We start from the raw sequence: 15,674 nt of genomic DNA, 5'->3' as shown, positions 1-15,674 counted from the left end.
GGTGTGTCCCGGACCACAAGGTCTACGCCGACCGGCGCGGCCCCGCAATACCGCCTCGGGCAGCCGGTGCGGCGCCCGCCCGGTCCGGGAGCGGGCCCTACGGGGCGGGCGGGAACAGCACGGGTATCGCCGAGACCAGGTGCGAGGCCCGGTCCAGGGCGCTGGCCAGCAGGGCGAGGTCGGTCGGGCCGTTGCCCAGCTCGCGCACCGGGCGGCGGGCCGGCGGGTCTCCCATCCGCTCCCACTCCACCGGCACCACGGTCGGGCGCTGGGTCGCGGTTCTGGGAATCCGGCCGGTGACCCGGCCCGCCTGGAAGGGCACCGTCCGGCCGTCCGGGCAGCGGAGCAGGCCGCGGCCGGGACCGGGCTGGTCGGGCGCGTCGAGCTCCACGCGCAGGGTCGACAGCCGGGCCAGCACGGTGTCGGCCGTGCGGTCCGGGCGGGCGCTGGTGGCCACCAGGTGCACCCCGAGCCGGGCGCCCTCACGGGCCACCGCCTCCAGCGCCCGGACCACCGAACCGGCGGCGGGGCGTCCGGTGCTGCCGAGCCCCGGCGCGACCAGCGCGTCGAAGTCGTCCACCAACACCACCAGCCGGGGCAGCGGACTGGGCCCGGCCGGGTCGGTACGGGCCGCCGCGAGCGAGGAGCGCAGCCGCAGCGTGCCCGTGCGCTGCGGGTCGAGGTCGCCGCGCAGCTCCCCCTCGGTGGGCCGGCGGGGCGCGACCATCCGGTCGGAGACCTCGCGCCGCGCGTGCCACTCGGCGAACGGCGTCCCGTCCAGCAGCTCGGCGCGGCGCTTGAGCTCCGCGCCCAGGGCCTGGGCGAACTCCCGCATCCGCAGCGGGTCCGAGGCCACCAGATGGGCCGAGACGTGCGGGAGGTCGGTGCAGGACGCCAGCCCGTCGCCGCGCTCGCCGCCCGCCCCGTCGAGCAGGAGCAGGCCGAGCCGGTCGGGCCGGGCGCCCGCCGACAGGGACGCGGCCACCGAGCGCAGCAGCTCGGTCCGTCCGCTGCCGGTCGGGCCCTCGATGAGCAGGTGCGGGCCGTCGTGCACCAGCTCGGTCCCGACGGGGCCGCGCCGGCCGCTGCCCAGCACCAGCTCGACCAGCCCGCCCACCCCCTGCCCCTGCTCGGTGGCGGCGGCCCAACGGGCCATCAGGGAGGCCGGGGTGGCCCGCGCCAGCCCCAGCTCGTCCAGCAGCCGGGCCGTCGCGGGCAGGGTGGCGGCGGCCGGCCGGTACGGCTCGCCGGTGCCCGCGCCCTCGGTGCGCAGCGGTGCCAGCGCCCTGGCGAACCGCTCGGCCCAGGCCGCGGACACGGCGTCGGCGGTGGCCGTGTCTCCGCTCGGCGCCGGCCTGCCGCCGTGGACCGCGAAGGTCCGTACGGTCGTGGCCACGTCCCCGCTGAGCAGGGCGACCGCCCCGCAGTCCCGGAAGGCCGGGGCGCTCGCGCAGGCGGCCTCGTACGTCTCGGCGACCGGGGAGGCGGGCGTGGCGGGCGGAGCCTCGGCCAGCGCCAGGACGTGGATCCCGGCGGCCGGACCGTGCGAGGCGAGCCGCCCGGTGATGTCGCGCAGGGCGCCCGCGCCCGGATCGCCGTCCAGGACGAGGAGGGTGTACGGGCCCTCGTAGGCCTCGGCGGCCTGCCGCACCCGCTCGGGGTCGGCGGCCGCCCAGTGCGTGCCGAGCGGGCTGTCGTCCAGGCGCCGGGTCAGCTCGCCGGCCCGGGTGGCCGCCTGGTCGCGGTCGTAGGCGAGGAGCAGCCGGCAGTCCTGGCCGTGCGCGGGCCGTACGTGGGGCAGCCAGCCGAGCCAGCCCCAGTCGCGGCGCCGTTCGGCGAGGGTGCGCGCCCGGTCGGTGCAGACCAGCACGATCTCCAGCTGCGCCGGGGCGTGCAGGCCCGCCAGCTGCGCGATCACGCAGCGGGCCAGGCCCGTCAGGCGGGTGCGCGGGCCGGCGATGCCGAGGGCGCCGACGGCCCGCAGCGAGACCCGGCTGCCGGCGCCGAGCCCGACGTCCAGCACCCGGGGGTGTCCCGGCGTACGGGACCAGAGGCGTTCGGTGGGGCCCAGCGCGGCCAGCAGCAGTGCGGCCGGGTCGTCGGCGTCGGGTCTGGCGGGGGCGGCCGGGGCCGAGGGCCCGGCCGGGGCCTCGGCGGCCTCCTCGCCCCGCACCCATTTGCGGGCCCAGGCACCGAGGCCCTTGCGCCGGCCGGCCGGCGGTCCGTCCGGCCCGGCCGCGGCGGCGGGCTCCGGTGCGGCGGCCGGGGGGTGTCCCGTGCGGGGGTCCCCCGCGTAGGGGTCGGGGGCCGAGCCGGGGGTGCCGGTCCACTCCGAGCCGGGCAGGCCCGGGCGGTGCGCGGGCGGAGCGGGCACGGCGGCGGGCCCGCGGCCGCCGAGGGCGAGGTGGCCCTCCAGGTCGGGGGCCACCGGCAGGGGAGCGGCGGCCGAGGCGGCCAGTCGCAGCGTGGACTCGCCCACCCGCAGCAGCGCCCCGGGCGGCAGGGCCACCGGCTGCGGGCCGACCGGGGAGCCGTCCAGGGTGGTGCCGTTCGTCGAGTCCAGGTCGGCCACCGCCACCCGCCCGTCCCGCAGCACGGTCACCGTGCAGTGCAGCCGGGACACGTCGGGGTCGTCCAGCGGGACGTCGGCGTCGGCGGAGCGGCCCACCTTGATCTGCCCGCTGTGCAGCAGGTGCACCCCGCCCGCGTCGGGCCCGGCCACCACGTGCAGTTGGGGCGCGCCGAGGCTCTCCTCGGGCAGTACGTCCGGGACCGGGCCGTGCAGGGCCACCACCGCCCCGTCCACCAGCGGGGGTTCGCCCAGCACGCGCCGCTGGAGGTCGAGGCGCTCGGCTCCGGCGTAGAGGACGACCGTGCCCCCGGTGTCGGGTCCGCCGACGGTCGCCGCGAGTCCGGAGGCGACCGCGGCGAGCGCGGTGCCGACGGGCGCGGTGACGAGTACGTCACAGCTCGCAGGGGCGGTCGAGGGCTGGTGGCCGCTGCGCGACCCAAGGACGGTCAGCCGGATCTGCATCGCCGTCAGCGGTCCCTTCTGCGCGGTGCGCGGTGTGTGCGCCCGGCAGGGGAACGTCGGCACACCACTGCCCGACCGCCCCCCGCCCGGCACGGACGCGTCGTCCGGTCAGGTCTGCCCGGAAGGCGCGGCTCCCGCCCGTGCCGTTCCGTACGGGTGCATCCTCGCACCTGTCGCGGACAACACGCCCGGCACCCGGCGACAATTGATCTTGATCGATCACGGTACGGCGCGGACCTCGGTCGGAGGGGGCGGGGAGCAGGGGAAAATCGCCTCCGGCATACCCCCCAAACATCACCCTTCGTACATATGTACGGCAACCAACCTCCGGCACCCGGCGTCCTTCATGGGGACACCCCCTAGAGTGGGTCGGAAAATCCTGACGACAGAAGACGACAGCAGGGGAGCGCGAGACGTGCGGCCAGTCGGCAGCAAGTACCTGCTCGAGGAGCCGCTCGGGCGCGGCGCCACGGGCACCGTCTGGCGCGCCCGCCAGCGGGAGACCGCGGGTGCCGAGGCGGCCGTCGCCGGGCAGCCCGGCGAGACCGTGGCCATCAAGGTCCTCAAGGAGGAGCTGGCCCAGGACGCGGACATCGTCATGCGCTTCCTGCGCGAGCGCTCCGTCCTGCTGCGCCTGACGCACCCCAACATCGTGCGCACCCGCGACCTCGTGGTCGAGGGCGACCTGCTGGCCCTGGTCATGGACCTGATCGACGGCCCGGACCTGCACAAGTACCTCCGCCAGAACGGCCCCTTCACCCCCGTCGCCGCGAGCCTGCTGACCGCGCAGATCGCGGACGCGCTCGCCGCCAGCCACGCCGACGGCGTGGTCCACCGCGACCTGAAGCCGGCCAACGTGCTGCTCGACGAGCGCGGCGGACAGATGCGCCCGATGCTCACCGACTTCGGCATCGCCCGCCTCGCCGACTCCCCGGGCCTGACCCGCACCCACGAGTTCGTCGGCACCCCGGCCTACGTGGCCCCCGAGTCCGCCGAGGGCCGCCCGCAGACCTCCGCCGTCGACATCTACGGCGCCGGCATCCTGCTCTACGAGCTGCTCACCGGCCGGCCGCCCTTCGCGGGCGGCACGGCGCTCGAAGTGCTCCACCGCCACCTCAGCGAGGAGCCGCAGCGTCCCTCGACCGTCCCCGAGCCGCTGTGGACCGTCGTCGAGCGCTGCCTGCGCAAGGAGCCGAACGAGCGGCCCAGCGCCGAGAGCCTGGCCCGCGGGCTGCGCGTGGTCGCCGCCGGCATCGGCGTGCACTCCACGGCGGCCGAGGTGGAGGCCGCGCTCGGCGTCGGCGCGGTGCTCGCGCCCGACCCCTCCCCGGCCCCGGTCCCCGAGACTCCCGGCGTACTGGGATCCGCCGACCCCACGCAGGTGCTGCCCGCCGGCGCGGGGGCGCCCACGGGCGCGTACGACCCGAACGCGATGACCAGCGTCATGCCGCCGGTCGGCGCGCCCGGCGGGGCCGACCCGACCTCGGTGATGCCGCCCGTGCAGCAGCCGGACCAGCCGCACCCGTGGGAATCGCAGATGCGCGCCGTCCGCGACCGCAACGAGCAGACGCAGGTCCAGTACCTCGACCCGAGCGAGGACCCGCTGCGCCGCCGCCCCCAGCGGCAGGCGCCCCCGCCGCCGCAGCACCGGCCCCAGCAGCCCCCGCAGCAGCAGTACCAGCAGCCGCAGCAGCCCCAGTACCGCCAGCCCCAGCAGCGGCCGCAGCAGCAGTACGCGCCCCCGCCGCCTCCGCAGCACTACCAGCCGCAGCAGCACCAGCCCCAGCCGTACCAGCAGCCGCAGCCTCCGCAGCAGCCCCAGTACCGCCAGCCGCAGCCGCAGCAGCCCCCGCAGCAGCAGCCCCCGCAGAGCCCGCCGCCCCGGCAGCAGGCCCCGCGCGAGCCGCGCCGCCGCAGCGCCAACCCGGTACGGATCCCCGGCCTCGGCTGCCTCAAGGGCTGCCTGGTCATGATCGTGCTGTTCGTGGTGGCGGGCTGGCTGATCTGGGAGCTCACCCCGCTCCAGGAGTGGGTCGGCACCGGCCGCGGCTGGTGGGACCAGCTGTGGACGTGGGGCTCCTCCATCGCCGACTGGGTGGGCTCCGTCGGGGAGGGCTCGGGCACCACGCAGCCCTGAACCGGGCCCCGTAGCGCCGAGTTCGTGGATTTGTCGACTTCTGGGGCGTGATTTCGCCCGCAGAAGTGAAGGTCGCCGCGAATCCGGGCCCCTGCTGGCCTCCAACGCCCACCCGGCCGCGTAGCTTTGGTGCGTACGCCAGCCGCTGAGGGAGCAGTCGTGGCACGGAAGATCGGCAGCCGGTACACCGCGCACCAGATCCTGGGGCGCGGCAGCGCGGGCACGGTGTGGCTGGGCGAGGGGCCTGACGGGCCCGTCGCCGTCAAACTGCTGCGCGAGGACCTCGCGTCCGACCAGGAGCTGGTCGGACGGTTCGTCCAGGAGCGCAGCGCGCTGCTCGGCCTGGAACACCCGCACGTCGTCTCCGTCCGCGACCTCGTCGTCGACGGCAACGACCTCGCCCTCGTCATGGACCTCGTCCGCGGTACGGACCTGCGCACGCGCCTCGACCGCGAGCGCAGGCTCGCCCCCGAGGCGGCCGTGGCCATCGTCGCGGACGTCGCGGACGCGCTGGCGGCCGCGCACGCGGCCGGGGTCGTCCACCGCGACGTCAAGCCCGAGAACGTCCTGCTGGACATGCAGGGCCCGCTCGGTCCGGGCGGCGCGCATCCGGCGCTGCTGACCGACTTCGGCGTGGCCAAGCTGATCGACAGCCCCCGGCGGGCCTCTGCCGGCCGCGCCACGGCCCCGACCACGCGGATCATCGGCACACCGGACTATCTGGCGCCGGAGATCGTCGAGGGGCTGCCCCCGCGGGCGGCGGTGGACATATACGCCCTGGCCACGGTCCTGTACGAGCTGCTGGCCGGGTTCACCCCCTTCGGCGGGGGCCACCCCGGCGCGGTCCTGCGGCGGCACGTCACCGAGACGGTCGTCCCGCTGCCGGGGATCCCCGACGAGCTGTGGCAGCTGATCGTGCAGTGCCTGGCCAAGGCGCCGGCCTCGCGGCTGCGCGCCTCGGAGCTCTCCGTGCGCCTCCGGGACCTGCTGCCGCTGCTGGCCGGGATGCCGCCGCTGGACGTGGACGAGCCGGACGACGCGGAGCCGGAGCCGGATCCCGCGGACGACCCGTCGGCGGCTTCGGCCGCCGGCGGCGCCGAGCCGGTGCGCCGCCGGGGCGTGGTCCCGCTGGTGCCGGGCTCCGCGACCGACTCCAACCGGGACACCCACACCTCGATGCGGGTGCCCGGGCCGGACGAGCTGGCGGGCGGCGCGCTGGGCACCGCCCGCGTCCCCCGCCCGGCGGGCGGCCACCGCCCCGGCTCGGCCCGCCACCGCGCGGAGGCCGCCCGCAAGCGGCGGCTGGTGCTGTCCCTCTCGGCCGTCGCCCTGGCCGCGGCGGTGGGCCTGGGCACGTGGTTCGCCGTCTCGGGCGACGACCCCGCGCCCCCGCAGGACAGCAAGCAGTCGGGCCCCCGCACCCCGTAGCCCCGCACCCGGCATCCCCCGCGCCCCCATCGGCGGCGGGGCCGGGCGCAGCCCGGGGCAGGGGCTACGGAGCGACGACCAGTTCCGGGTGCCAGCGCCGGGCCACGGCCGGGTGGGCCCGTACCCAGCCCTTCAGCTCGTTGCGCCCGTACTCCGCGTGCAGCGGGTTCGAGGCGTCTGGCGCGATGCCCGGCGCCGCCGCCAGGTAGTCCCCGGGCACGGTCTCCACCACCGCGTCCAGCCGCGGGTTGTAGAAGAACGGCACCGAGTAGCGCTCCACCGAGCCCGGCGGGCTGACCACCCGGTGATCCGTAGCCGTCAGATAGCCCTCCGTCGCGATCTCCAGCAGCTCGCCCAGGTTGACCACGAACGCCCCTGGCATCGGCGGGATGTCGACGTAGCCCCCGTCCCGCACCACCTGCAGGCCGCCCACCGAGTCCTGGAGGAGCAAAGTAAGGAAGCCGTAGTCCTTGTGCGCGCCGACCCCCTGGTCCGCGCCCGTCGGAGCGGACCCCGGGTAGCGGATCAGCTTCGTGTGCAGATGGGGGAGGTCCGCGAAGGCCGCGTCGAAGAAGTCCGCCGGGGCGCCGATCGAGGCCAGGATCTCCCGGAGCAGCCGGTGGGCCACCGCCGCGAGCCGGGCCTGCCAGTCCAGCACCGCGCCCCGCAGCTCCGGCAGCGCCGCGGGCCACTGGTTCGGGCCCTCCAGCCACAGGTACGCCGGGTCCCGCGGCCCGACCGCCGGCGCCGGCCGCTCCGCGCCCACGTCCAGCTGGTCCCGCCAGTCGTGGGCTCCGCCGGTCAGCTCGTGGCCGATCCGGGTGTAGCCCCGGAAGTGCGGGGAGTTCAGATTGCTCACGGCCAGCCGGTCGGCTTCCGGAAGGGCGAAGAAGGCCCTGGCCAGCTCCAGGATCCGGGCGCTCTCGGCGTCGGTGACCCCGTGCCCGGTGAGGTGCAGGAACCCGGTGTCCCTGGCCGCGGCGTGGAGCTTCTTCAGGAACCCGGCCCGCCGGGCCGGGTCGTCCGCCTCGGAGAGGTCCAGGACGGGGAGGGCGGGAACGGTGGAGTGCGCGGACGGCATGACGTCTCCGTTTCGGATGTCACGGGGTCCTGTTCCCCTACGGGTGGCGGGGGCCGCGGGTGGGGAGGGCCGCCGGCAGGGATGGCGCCGGGACCGCTTGGGCCGCGTACAGGACCAAGTCGGATCGGTGTGGATCAGGCTTGGGGATGGTCCGGCGGCAGACAGCTCGACGTCGTGACGCGCATGTGGTCCACATGCCGGCGCTTCACGAGGCGCGTGACGAAGAGAACGGTCATACGGTGAGCGTACGCCCGTACGAGCGGCCATCAGTACGGGTGATCCGGCCTGCCCGGACGGCCCCGCCCGCGGACCGGCTACGCTGGACCCGTGGCAGTCGTCGATGTTTCCGAAGAGCTGAAGTCCCTCTCCTCGACCATGGGGTCGATCGAGGCCGTCCTGGACCTCGACAAGCTGAGGGCAGATATCGCCGTGCTCGAGGAGCAGGCCGCCGCGCCGTCCCTGTGGGACGACCCGGAGGCCGCTCAGAAGATCACGAGCAAGCTTTCGCACCTCCAGGCAGAGGTCCGCAAGACCGAGACCCTGCGCGGGCGCATCGACGACCTCGCGGTGCTGTTCGACCTCGCCCAGGAGATGGACGACGCGGACACCCTCGCCGAGGCCGAGGCGGAGCTGGTCTCCGTGCGCAAGGCGCTGGACGAGATGGAGGTCCGGACCCTGCTCTCCGGCGAGTACGCCGAGCGCGAGGCCCTGGTCAACATCCGCGCCGAGGCCGGCGGCGTCGACGCCTCCGACTTCGCCGAGCGCCTGCAGCGCATGTACCTGCGCTGGGCCGAGCGGCACGGCTACCCGACCGAGGTCTACGAGACCTCGTACGCGGAAGAGGCCGGCATCAAGTCGACCACCTTCGTCGTCAAGGCCCCGTACGCCTACGGCACCCTCTCCGTCGAGCAGGGCACCCACCGCCTCGTGCGGATCTCGCCCTTCGACAACCAGGGCCGCCGCCAGACCTCCTTCGCCGGCGTCGAGGTGCTGCCGGTCGTCGAGTCCAGCGACCACGTCGAGATCGACGAGGGCGAGCTGCGCATCGACGTGTACCGCGCCTCCGGCCCCGGCGGCCAGGGCGTCAACACCACCGACTCGGCGGTGCGCATCACGCACCTCCCGACCGGCATCGTGGTCTCCTGCCAGAACGAGCGCTCGCAGATCCAGAACAAGGCCAGCGCCATGAACGTGCTCCAGGCCAAGCTGCTCGAGCGGCGCCGCCAGGAGGAGCAGGCCAAGATGGACGCCCTCAAGGACGGCGGCAGCTCCTGGGGCAACCAGATGCGCTCCTACGTCCTGCACCCGTACCAGATGGTCAAGGACCTGCGGACGGAGTTCGAGGTCGGCAACCCGCAGGCGGTGCTCGACGGCGAGATCGACGGCTTCCTCGAGGCCGGCATCCGCTGGCGCAAGCAGCAGGAGCAGACCGCGTAACCCCCCGGCATCGCGGAAAGGGCCCGGACACCAGGTGTCCGGGCCCTTTCGCCATGAGTCGTCATGATCGGTACGTCTACGCGGTCTGCTGTGCCACCAGCGCCAGCGCGGCCACCAGGATCACCATGAGGGCGATGAGCGCCACGGGATTCAGGCCGGAGAAGGGGCCCTCCTGCTGGAGGCGCTCCCGGTTCGCCCGGCACACAGGGCAGCGGCCCTGGCTTACGGGTGCGGCGCAGTTCGCGCACACGAGCCGGTCATATGTCATGCGCTCCTCCTCTCGTCCCCATCACACTGCGACACCGACTACAACGCGGCGGGGAACGAGACCGTTCCCCCTCCCACTGTGCCAGCTTCGCCGGCATTCGGCGCGGCCCCTCCGGTCAATCGCGGTCCCGACGGGCCCGGACCCTCCCGGACCAGGGGATAAAAGGTGCATCTCCGGTTGCCGGGTCCACACCCCGCGCCCGTTCGCGTATGGTCACGCACACCTACTCCCGGCGACCGTGGTGCACCGTGATCCGATTCGACAGCGTCTCCAAGTCCTACCCGAAGCAGAACCGCCCCGCACTCAGAGATGTCACCCTGGACATCGCGAAGGGCGAGTTCGTCTTCCTGGTCGGCTCCTCCGGCTCCGGCAAGTCCACCTTCCTGCGGCTCATCCTGCGCGAGGAGCGGGCGAGCCACGGCCAGGTCCACGTCCTGGGCAAGGACCTCGCCAAGCTCTCCAACTGGAAGGTCCCGCAGATGCGGCGCCAGCTGGGGACCGTGTTCCAGGACTTCCGCCTGCTGCCCAACAAGACGGTGGCCGAGAACGTGGCCTTCGCGCAGGAGGTCATCGGCAAACCGCGGGGCGAGATCCGCAAGGCCGTCCCGCAGGTCCTGGAACTCGTCGGCCTCGGCGGCAAGGAGGACCGGATGCCCGGCGAGCTCTCCGGCGGTGAGCAGCAGCGCGTGGCCATCGCCCGCGCCTTCGTCAACCGCCCCGCCCTGCTCATCGCGGACGAGCCCACCGGCAACCTCGACCCGCAGACCTCCGTCGGGATCATGAAGCTGCTGGACCGGATCAACCGGACCGGCACCACCGTGATCATGGCGACACACGACCAGCAGATCGTCGACCAGATGCGCAAGCGCGTCATCGAACTCGAACAGGGCCGACTCGTGCGCGACCAGTCGCGCGGCGTCTACGGCTACCAGCACTGAAAGGTCCCTGAGACGCAATGCGCGCCCAGTTCGTCATGTCGGAGATCGGCGTCGGTCTCCGTCGCAATCTCACCATGACCTTCGCGGTCATCATCTCCGTGGCCCTGTCGCTGGCCCTGTTCGGCGGCTCCCTGCTCATGCGCGAGCAGGTGAGCAAGATGAAGGGCTACTGGTACGACAAGGCCAACGTCTCGATCTACCTCTGCAACAAGTCGGACGCCGAGCAGGCCACCGAGGCCGCCAACAAGGCGGCCGGATCGGGCGACCTGGGTGTCGCCACCTGCCGCAAGGGCGCGGTGACCGACGAGCAGAAGAAGCAGATCGAGGCCGAGCTCAAGCAGATGTCCCTGGTGAAGTCCGTCGCCTACGAGTCGGCGGACGAGGCCTACAAGCACTACCAGGAGCAGTACGGCCACACGGCGCTGGCCTCCTCCATCACCCCCGACCAGATGCAGGAGTCCTTCCGGGTCAAGCTCAAGGACCCGGAGAAGTACAAGGTCGTCACCTCGGCCTTCACCGGCCGGGACGGCATCCACACCGTCGACGACCAGCGCCAGGCCATCGACGACCTCTTCAAGATCCTGAACTACCTCAACGTCGCCGCCCTCGCCATCATGCTGATCATGCTGATCGTGGCCCTGCTGCTGATCGTCAACACGGTGCGCGTCTCCGCGTTCAGCCGCAGGCGGGAGACCGGGATCATGCGGCTGGTGGGCGCCTCCAGCTTCTACATCCAGGTCCCCTTCATCATGGAGGCCGCCGTCGCCGGGCTCATCGGCGCCCTCTTCGCCTGCGTGATGCTCGTCTCGGGCCAGTACTTCGTGATCGACCACGGCGTCGGCCTGCGGGACAAGATCCAGATCATCGACTTCATGGGCTGGACCTCCGTCCTCGGCAAGCTGCCGTACGTGCTCTTCATCGGCCTCCTGATGCCCTCGGTGGCCGCGTTCCTCGCATTGCGCAAGTACCTGAAGGTGTGACAAGCGCCCCGCGAGCGGTCCGGCCAACCATCCGTACCGGCGCGGGGCTTGTCCTAGACTCGGCGCCATGCCGGGTCTGCCCGCTCTCTGTCTCCGGCCCCGCGACCTGCGTCGCGGGGCCGTTTTGACGTTGGCCTTCCTCGCGGCCGTCGGCACCGCCGCGAGCACCGGCTGCTGGGACCGGGAGGACCCCGCGGCCGCCCTCGCCGTCCGAGCGCAGGCCCCCGCCCCCGAGCCGCCCGGGGCCACGGGCACCGCCGACCGCGAGGCCGTGGCCCGGGCCGCCGCCGAGGCCGTCGCGGACGGGAAGTCCGGCAAGAAGGCCGCACAGGAGGTGGTCAGCCGCAGCGGCGACCGCTGGGGCACCGTCTACGACCAGGGCGAGTACGCCGCCTTCGCCGAGGGCCTCGACGGCCGCTGGACCGGGGTCGGGCTCTGGGCCCGGCGCGGCGGCGAGGGCCGCATCGAGGTCGACCGGGTCCAGCCCGCCGGCCCCGCCGCCCGGGCCGGCGTACGCGCCGGGGACCGGCTGCTGAGCGTCGACGGGCACGCCGTCACGGGCCTCGCCGTCACCGACGTGATCGCCCTGCTGCGCGGCGAGGCCGGCACCCCCGTCGTCATGAACCTCAGCCGCGACGGCGCCGACCTCACCGAGACCGTCCGCCGTGAGCAGCTGCGCACCGAGCCCGTGACCGTACGGCAGCTCCGCGACGGGATCACCGTCATCAAGGTGGCCTCCTTCACCCGCGGTTCGGGCGAGCGCGTCAAGGCGGCCGTGCGCGCGGCCCCGCCCGGCACCGGGCTCATGCTCGACCTGCGCGGCAATCCGGGCGGGCTGGTCGCCGAGGCGGTGGCGGCCGCCTCCGCCTTCCTGGACGGCGGGCTCGTGGCGACGTACGACGTACGGGGCGAGCAGCGCGCCCTGTACGCGGACCCGGGCGGCGACACGGCCCGGCCGCTGGTGGCCCTGGTGGACGGCGGCACGATGAGCGCGGCCGAGCTGGTGACCGGCGCCCTGCAGGACCGCGGCCGGGCCGTGGCGGTGGGCAGCCGGACCTTCGGCAAGGGCTCCGTGCAGATGCCGACGGAGCTCCCGGACGGCTCGGTGGCCGAGCTGACGGTCGGCACGTACCGCACGCCGGGAGGCCGCAGCCTGGACGGCGGCGGCATCACCCCGGACGTGGCGGCCGGTGCGGGTGCCGAGGAGCGGGCCGCGCAGGTATTGGGTGGCCTCGGGGTGGGTCGGTAGTGCGAAAATGACCGCACTATGGCTAAGGAAAAAGGGCGCAAGCTGATCGCCCAGAACAAGAAGGCGCGGCACGACTACACGATCCTCGACACCTACGAGTGCGGTCTCGTGCTCACGGGCACCGAGGTCAAGTCCATGCGCCAGGGCCGGGCCTCGCTGGTCGACGGGTTCGTGTCGGTGGAGGGCCGCGAGGCGTGGCTCTACAACGTGCACGTGCCGGAGTACAGCCAGGGCACCTGGACCAACCACAGCGCCCGGCGCAAGCGCAAGCTCCTCATGCACCGGGAGGAGATCGACAAGCTGGAGCGCAAGGCGGAGGAGTCGGGTCACACGATCGTGCCCCTCGCGCTGTACTTCAAGGACGGCCGCGCGAAGGTCGAGATCGCGCTGGCCAAGGGCAAGAAGGAGTACGACAAGCGGCAGACCCTGCGGGAGAAGCAGGACACCCGCGAGACGAACCGGGCGATCTCGGCGATCCGCCGCAAGCAGCGGGGTACGGTTTAATCACCTGGCACGTGGTGGTCCACTTCGCGTACCATGGCGTCAGCACCGCCCCCCGGGGTGGAGCACATTGTTAAAAAAACATGGGGATGATCGGTTTCGACAGCGGATGTCGATGCAGGGGAAGCGAGCCGAGGAAGCGGCAATGATCTCGCTAACCACATGTCGCAAACAATAATCGCCAACTCCAAGAGCGATAACTCCCGCTTCACCCTCGCTGCCTAATAACAGTGAGCTGAAGCCTCTGTGAGGAGCGTCAGCCCGGAAGTGGTCCCGGTCCGGATCCTGGCGTCAATTAGGGATCTAAACCTCTCACCCCGGTCACGGGGGTGGGAGGGAAATCAAACAGTGACTGAGCCCGTCGGAGACTTGTCCGCGTGATCTCCGGGGCTGAGAAAAGCGCAGCGGACTGCGCTCGGAGAAGCCCTGCTTCTGCACCGTTGGACGCGGGTTCGATTCCCGCCATCTCCACTCATCCCATGTGGGCAAAGGCCCCGCAGCCTCTCGGCTGCGGGGCCTTCGTCATGCCGTATCAGTAGTGGTAGCGGGCCTTGAGGATCTTCACTTCCTTCTCGTCCGCCCGGTAGACGAGCCGGTGTTCGTCGTCGATTCGACGGGACCAGTAACCCGACAGTTCGCCTTTCAGGGGCTCGGGCTTGCCGATCCCGCCGAAAGGGTCGCGCTGGATTTCGCCGATCAGGCGGGTGATCCTGCGGGCCATCTTCCGGTCCGAGGCGAGCCAGAAGAGGAAGTCCTCCCAGGCGTCGGGGTCGAAGTGGACGCTCCTCACTCCTCGCCCCCGGCCAGGTCCCTCAGTTCGTCCATCGTCTTGGCGACCGCGGGCGTGCTCTCGCGGTCCCGTGCCACCGCTGCCATCAGTCGCTGGGCGTTGGCGGGTGAGCGCAGCAGGTAGACGGTCTCCTGCCAGGAGTCGTAGTCGTCGGCGGACATGAGTACGGCATCACCGTTCTTGGAGGTGATGCGCACCGGGGCGTGGTCGGTGTTGACGCGCTCGATCAGGGGGAACAGGGTTGCCCTGGCTTCGCTGGCACTTATGGACATGGCGCCCACTCCTCTCGGGGTCGTACGAGTTTACGGTACAGGATAGGTACCGAAAACTGGTACGACATGACGAAGGCCCCGCCGCCTCTCGGCTGCGGGGCCTTCGTCATGTCAGGCGGGGGCGGCTGCTAGCAGAACGGCACCTTGTTGAGGTTCAGGGCGTAGCGGGCGGAGATCCAGCCGCTGCCGTCGGCGAGCTTGTACCAGATCGAATTGCCGTCGACGTTCTGGCCGTTGACCTTGCACTGAAGCTTGACCACCGTGCCGGTCAGGGCCTTGCCCTTCTTCGCGTACTGCGTGCCGGGGCCGGAGCGGATGCCGAGGCCCTTGCCGGGGGCGACGATCTTGGCCTTCGGGTGCTCGTGGTGGCCGCCGCACTTGCAGTCGCCGGGCTTGCCGGTGTCGCCCTTGGGGCCCTTCGGGCCCTGCGGACCGGGCTTGCCGGGCAGGCCCTGGGGGCCCTTGGGGCCCTTCGGTCCGCCGGGACCGGCCGGGCCGGGCTTCCCGGGCTTGCCCTGGTGGCCCTTGGGTCCGGCGGGGCCTGCGGGGCCGGGCTTTCCGGGCCTGCCCTGGTTGCCCTGGTTGCCCTTGGGGCCCTGCGGTCCCGCGGGGCCGGAGGGGCCGGCGGGTCCCTGGGGTCCCTGCGGGCCCTGGGGTCCGGGCGGGCCGCCGGACGGTCCCTGCGGTCCTTCGGGTCCGGCCGGGCCTTCGGCGCCTGCGGGTCCCTCGGGTCCTGCGGGTCCTTCCGGTCCCGCGGGTCCTTCGGGGCCGGTGTCGCCGGTGTCGCCCTTGGGGCCCTGCGGTCCGGGCGGGCCGCCGGAGGGGCCTTGCGGTCCCTCGGGTCCGGCCGGTCCTTCGGGTCCCTGTGGTCCCTCGGGTCCCTGCGGGCCCTCAGGTCCCTGCGGTCCCTCGGGGCCCGCGGGCCCCTGGGGGCCGGTGTCGCCCCTGTCGCCCTTGTCCCCCTTCTCGCCCTTCGGGCCGTGCTTTCCGGGCTTGCCGTGGTGGCCGTGCTCTCCGGGCTTGCCGTCGTCGCCCTTGGGGCCCGTCGGCCCGGTCACGGCGGTGGCCACGGCGAACAGGGCGGGCGCCTCGGCGCCGGTCGCCCACTCGCCGCCGTCCAGCGTCGTGCCCTCCGGGGCGTTCGCGTCCACCCGGACGGACACGCCGAGCCGGGTCTGCTCGTTCGCGGGGAAGACGAAGCCCGCCCGCGTTCCGGCCTCGCAGGTCAGCTGCCGGGCGTCGCGCGAGAGCGTGCACGGGGCGGCGGTGCGCCGGCCGTTCCAGTAGAAGCGGGCCTCCGGGAAGGTCGTCCGTTCCGGGGCGGTGATCCGGAAGGTGCTGCTGACGGCCTGATCCGTCCCGGTGGCGGCGGCGATGACGACGCGGCCCGTCCGGCCGGGGGCGATCGACGGTACGTACGGCTGGGAGAACCGCGGCCCCGCCGAGTCGGCGAGGGCGGGTACGGCCGGTACGAGGCAGGAGGCGGTGACGGCCGCGACGATCACGGCAGCCGAGACGGAGCGGTGAGCAGACAAAGGGTGTTCCTCCGCGAAGAAAGG

13 protein-coding genes and 1 other RNA gene are annotated in these 15,674 nt (G+C 73.3%); 8 read left to right on the top strand and 6 right to left on the bottom strand.

What is annotated here, in order from left to right; all coding sequences use genetic code 11:
- Positions 1-97 precede the first annotated feature (97 nt).
- Positions 98-3,034 (bottom strand): FHA domain-containing protein, encoded by a 2,937-nt coding sequence (locus AB0D66_RS06615; protein ID WP_362297661.1) that lies wholly within the window; start codon positions 3,032-3,034, stop codon positions 98-100.
- Between the two features lie 415 nt (positions 3,035-3,449).
- Here AB0D66_RS06615 and AB0D66_RS06610 point away from each other — a divergent pair, with 415 nt between their 5' ends.
- On the top strand, positions 3,450-5,171 hold the full coding sequence (locus tag AB0D66_RS06610) for a protein kinase (protein WP_362297559.1): 1,722 nt from the start codon (positions 3,450-3,452) through the stop codon (positions 5,169-5,171).
- A gap of 159 nt (positions 5,172-5,330) precedes the next feature.
- Positions 5,331-6,599: a serine/threonine-protein kinase gene (locus AB0D66_RS06605; protein WP_362297556.1), complete on the top strand. Its 1,269-nt coding sequence runs from the start codon at positions 5,331-5,333 to the stop codon at positions 6,597-6,599.
- Between the two features lie 64 nt (positions 6,600-6,663).
- Here AB0D66_RS06605 and AB0D66_RS06600 read toward each other — a convergent pair whose 3' ends face one another.
- Positions 6,664-7,680: a 2-oxoglutarate and iron-dependent oxygenase domain-containing protein gene (locus tag AB0D66_RS06600; protein WP_362297553.1), complete on the bottom strand. Its 1,017-nt coding sequence runs from the start codon at positions 7,678-7,680 to the stop codon at positions 6,664-6,666.
- A 327-nt stretch (positions 7,681-8,007) separates the two neighbouring features.
- Between AB0D66_RS06600 and prfB the strand changes: the two genes are divergently transcribed.
- A complete protein-coding gene (gene prfB / locus AB0D66_RS06595) occupies positions 8,008-9,117 on the top strand; it encodes a peptide chain release factor 2 (RefSeq protein WP_362297550.1) in 1,110 nt (369 codons plus the stop codon).
- A 76-nt stretch (positions 9,118-9,193) separates the two neighbouring features.
- Here prfB and AB0D66_RS06590 read toward each other — a convergent pair whose 3' ends face one another.
- Positions 9,194-9,385: a hypothetical protein gene (locus AB0D66_RS06590; RefSeq protein ID WP_069920483.1), complete on the bottom strand. Its 192-nt coding sequence runs from the start codon at positions 9,383-9,385 to the stop codon at positions 9,194-9,196.
- Positions 9,386-9,633: 248 nt separating this feature from the next.
- Here AB0D66_RS06590 and ftsE point away from each other — a divergent pair, with 248 nt between their 5' ends.
- The 5 genes from ftsE to ssrA all read left to right on the top strand — a co-directional run bounded on the left by ftsE (position 9,634) and on the right by ssrA (position 13,527).
- On the top strand, positions 9,634-10,323 hold the full coding sequence (gene ftsE, locus AB0D66_RS06585) for a cell division ATP-binding protein FtsE (protein WP_362297546.1): 690 nt from the start codon (positions 9,634-9,636) through the stop codon (positions 10,321-10,323).
- A 17-nt stretch (positions 10,324-10,340) separates the two neighbouring features.
- Complete coding sequence (gene ftsX / locus AB0D66_RS06580) at positions 10,341-11,303, top strand: permease-like cell division protein FtsX (RefSeq protein WP_362297543.1); 963 nt, start codon at positions 10,341-10,343, stop codon at positions 11,301-11,303.
- Positions 11,304-11,370: 67 nt separating this feature from the next.
- The gene (locus AB0D66_RS06575; protein ID WP_362297540.1) at positions 11,371-12,552 is read left to right on the top strand and encodes a S41 family peptidase; all 1,182 of its coding nucleotides are present in this window, start codon (positions 11,371-11,373) and stop codon (positions 12,550-12,552) included.
- Between the two features lie 18 nt (positions 12,553-12,570).
- Positions 12,571-13,056, top strand: a complete 486-nt coding sequence (gene smpB / locus AB0D66_RS06570; RefSeq protein WP_362297537.1) for an SsrA-binding protein SmpB — start codon at positions 12,571-12,573, stop codon at positions 13,054-13,056.
- An 82-nt stretch (positions 13,057-13,138) separates the two neighbouring features.
- Positions 13,139-13,527: a transfer-messenger RNA gene (gene ssrA / locus AB0D66_RS06565) on the top strand.
- Positions 13,528-13,585: 58 nt separating this feature from the next.
- Here the strand turns inward: ssrA and AB0D66_RS06560 are convergent.
- From AB0D66_RS06560 to AB0D66_RS06550, 3 genes are all read right to left on the bottom strand, one after another.
- Complete coding sequence (locus AB0D66_RS06560; protein ID WP_362297535.1) at positions 13,586-13,843, bottom strand: Txe/YoeB family addiction module toxin; 258 nt, start codon at positions 13,841-13,843, stop codon at positions 13,586-13,588.
- Entirely contained in the window at positions 13,840-14,115 is a 276-nt protein-coding gene (locus AB0D66_RS06555; RefSeq protein ID WP_362297532.1) for a type II toxin-antitoxin system prevent-host-death family antitoxin, read from the bottom strand. Before AB0D66_RS06555 ends, AB0D66_RS06560 begins: the two co-directional genes overlap by 4 nt.
- A gap of 128 nt (positions 14,116-14,243) precedes the next feature.
- Entirely contained in the window at positions 14,244-15,650 is a 1,407-nt protein-coding gene (locus tag AB0D66_RS06550; RefSeq protein ID WP_362297528.1) for an SH3 domain-containing protein, read from the bottom strand.
- Positions 15,651-15,674 lie beyond the last annotated feature (24 nt).

It is taken from the genome of Streptomyces sp. NPDC048270 (assembly GCF_040652335.1).
In the GTDB taxonomy this organism is placed as follows: Bacteria; Actinomycetota; Actinomycetes; order Streptomycetales; family Streptomycetaceae; genus Streptomyces.
Note: the sequence above shows the minus strand (reverse complement) of the source record. Positions and strands in the feature narration are given on the sequence as shown.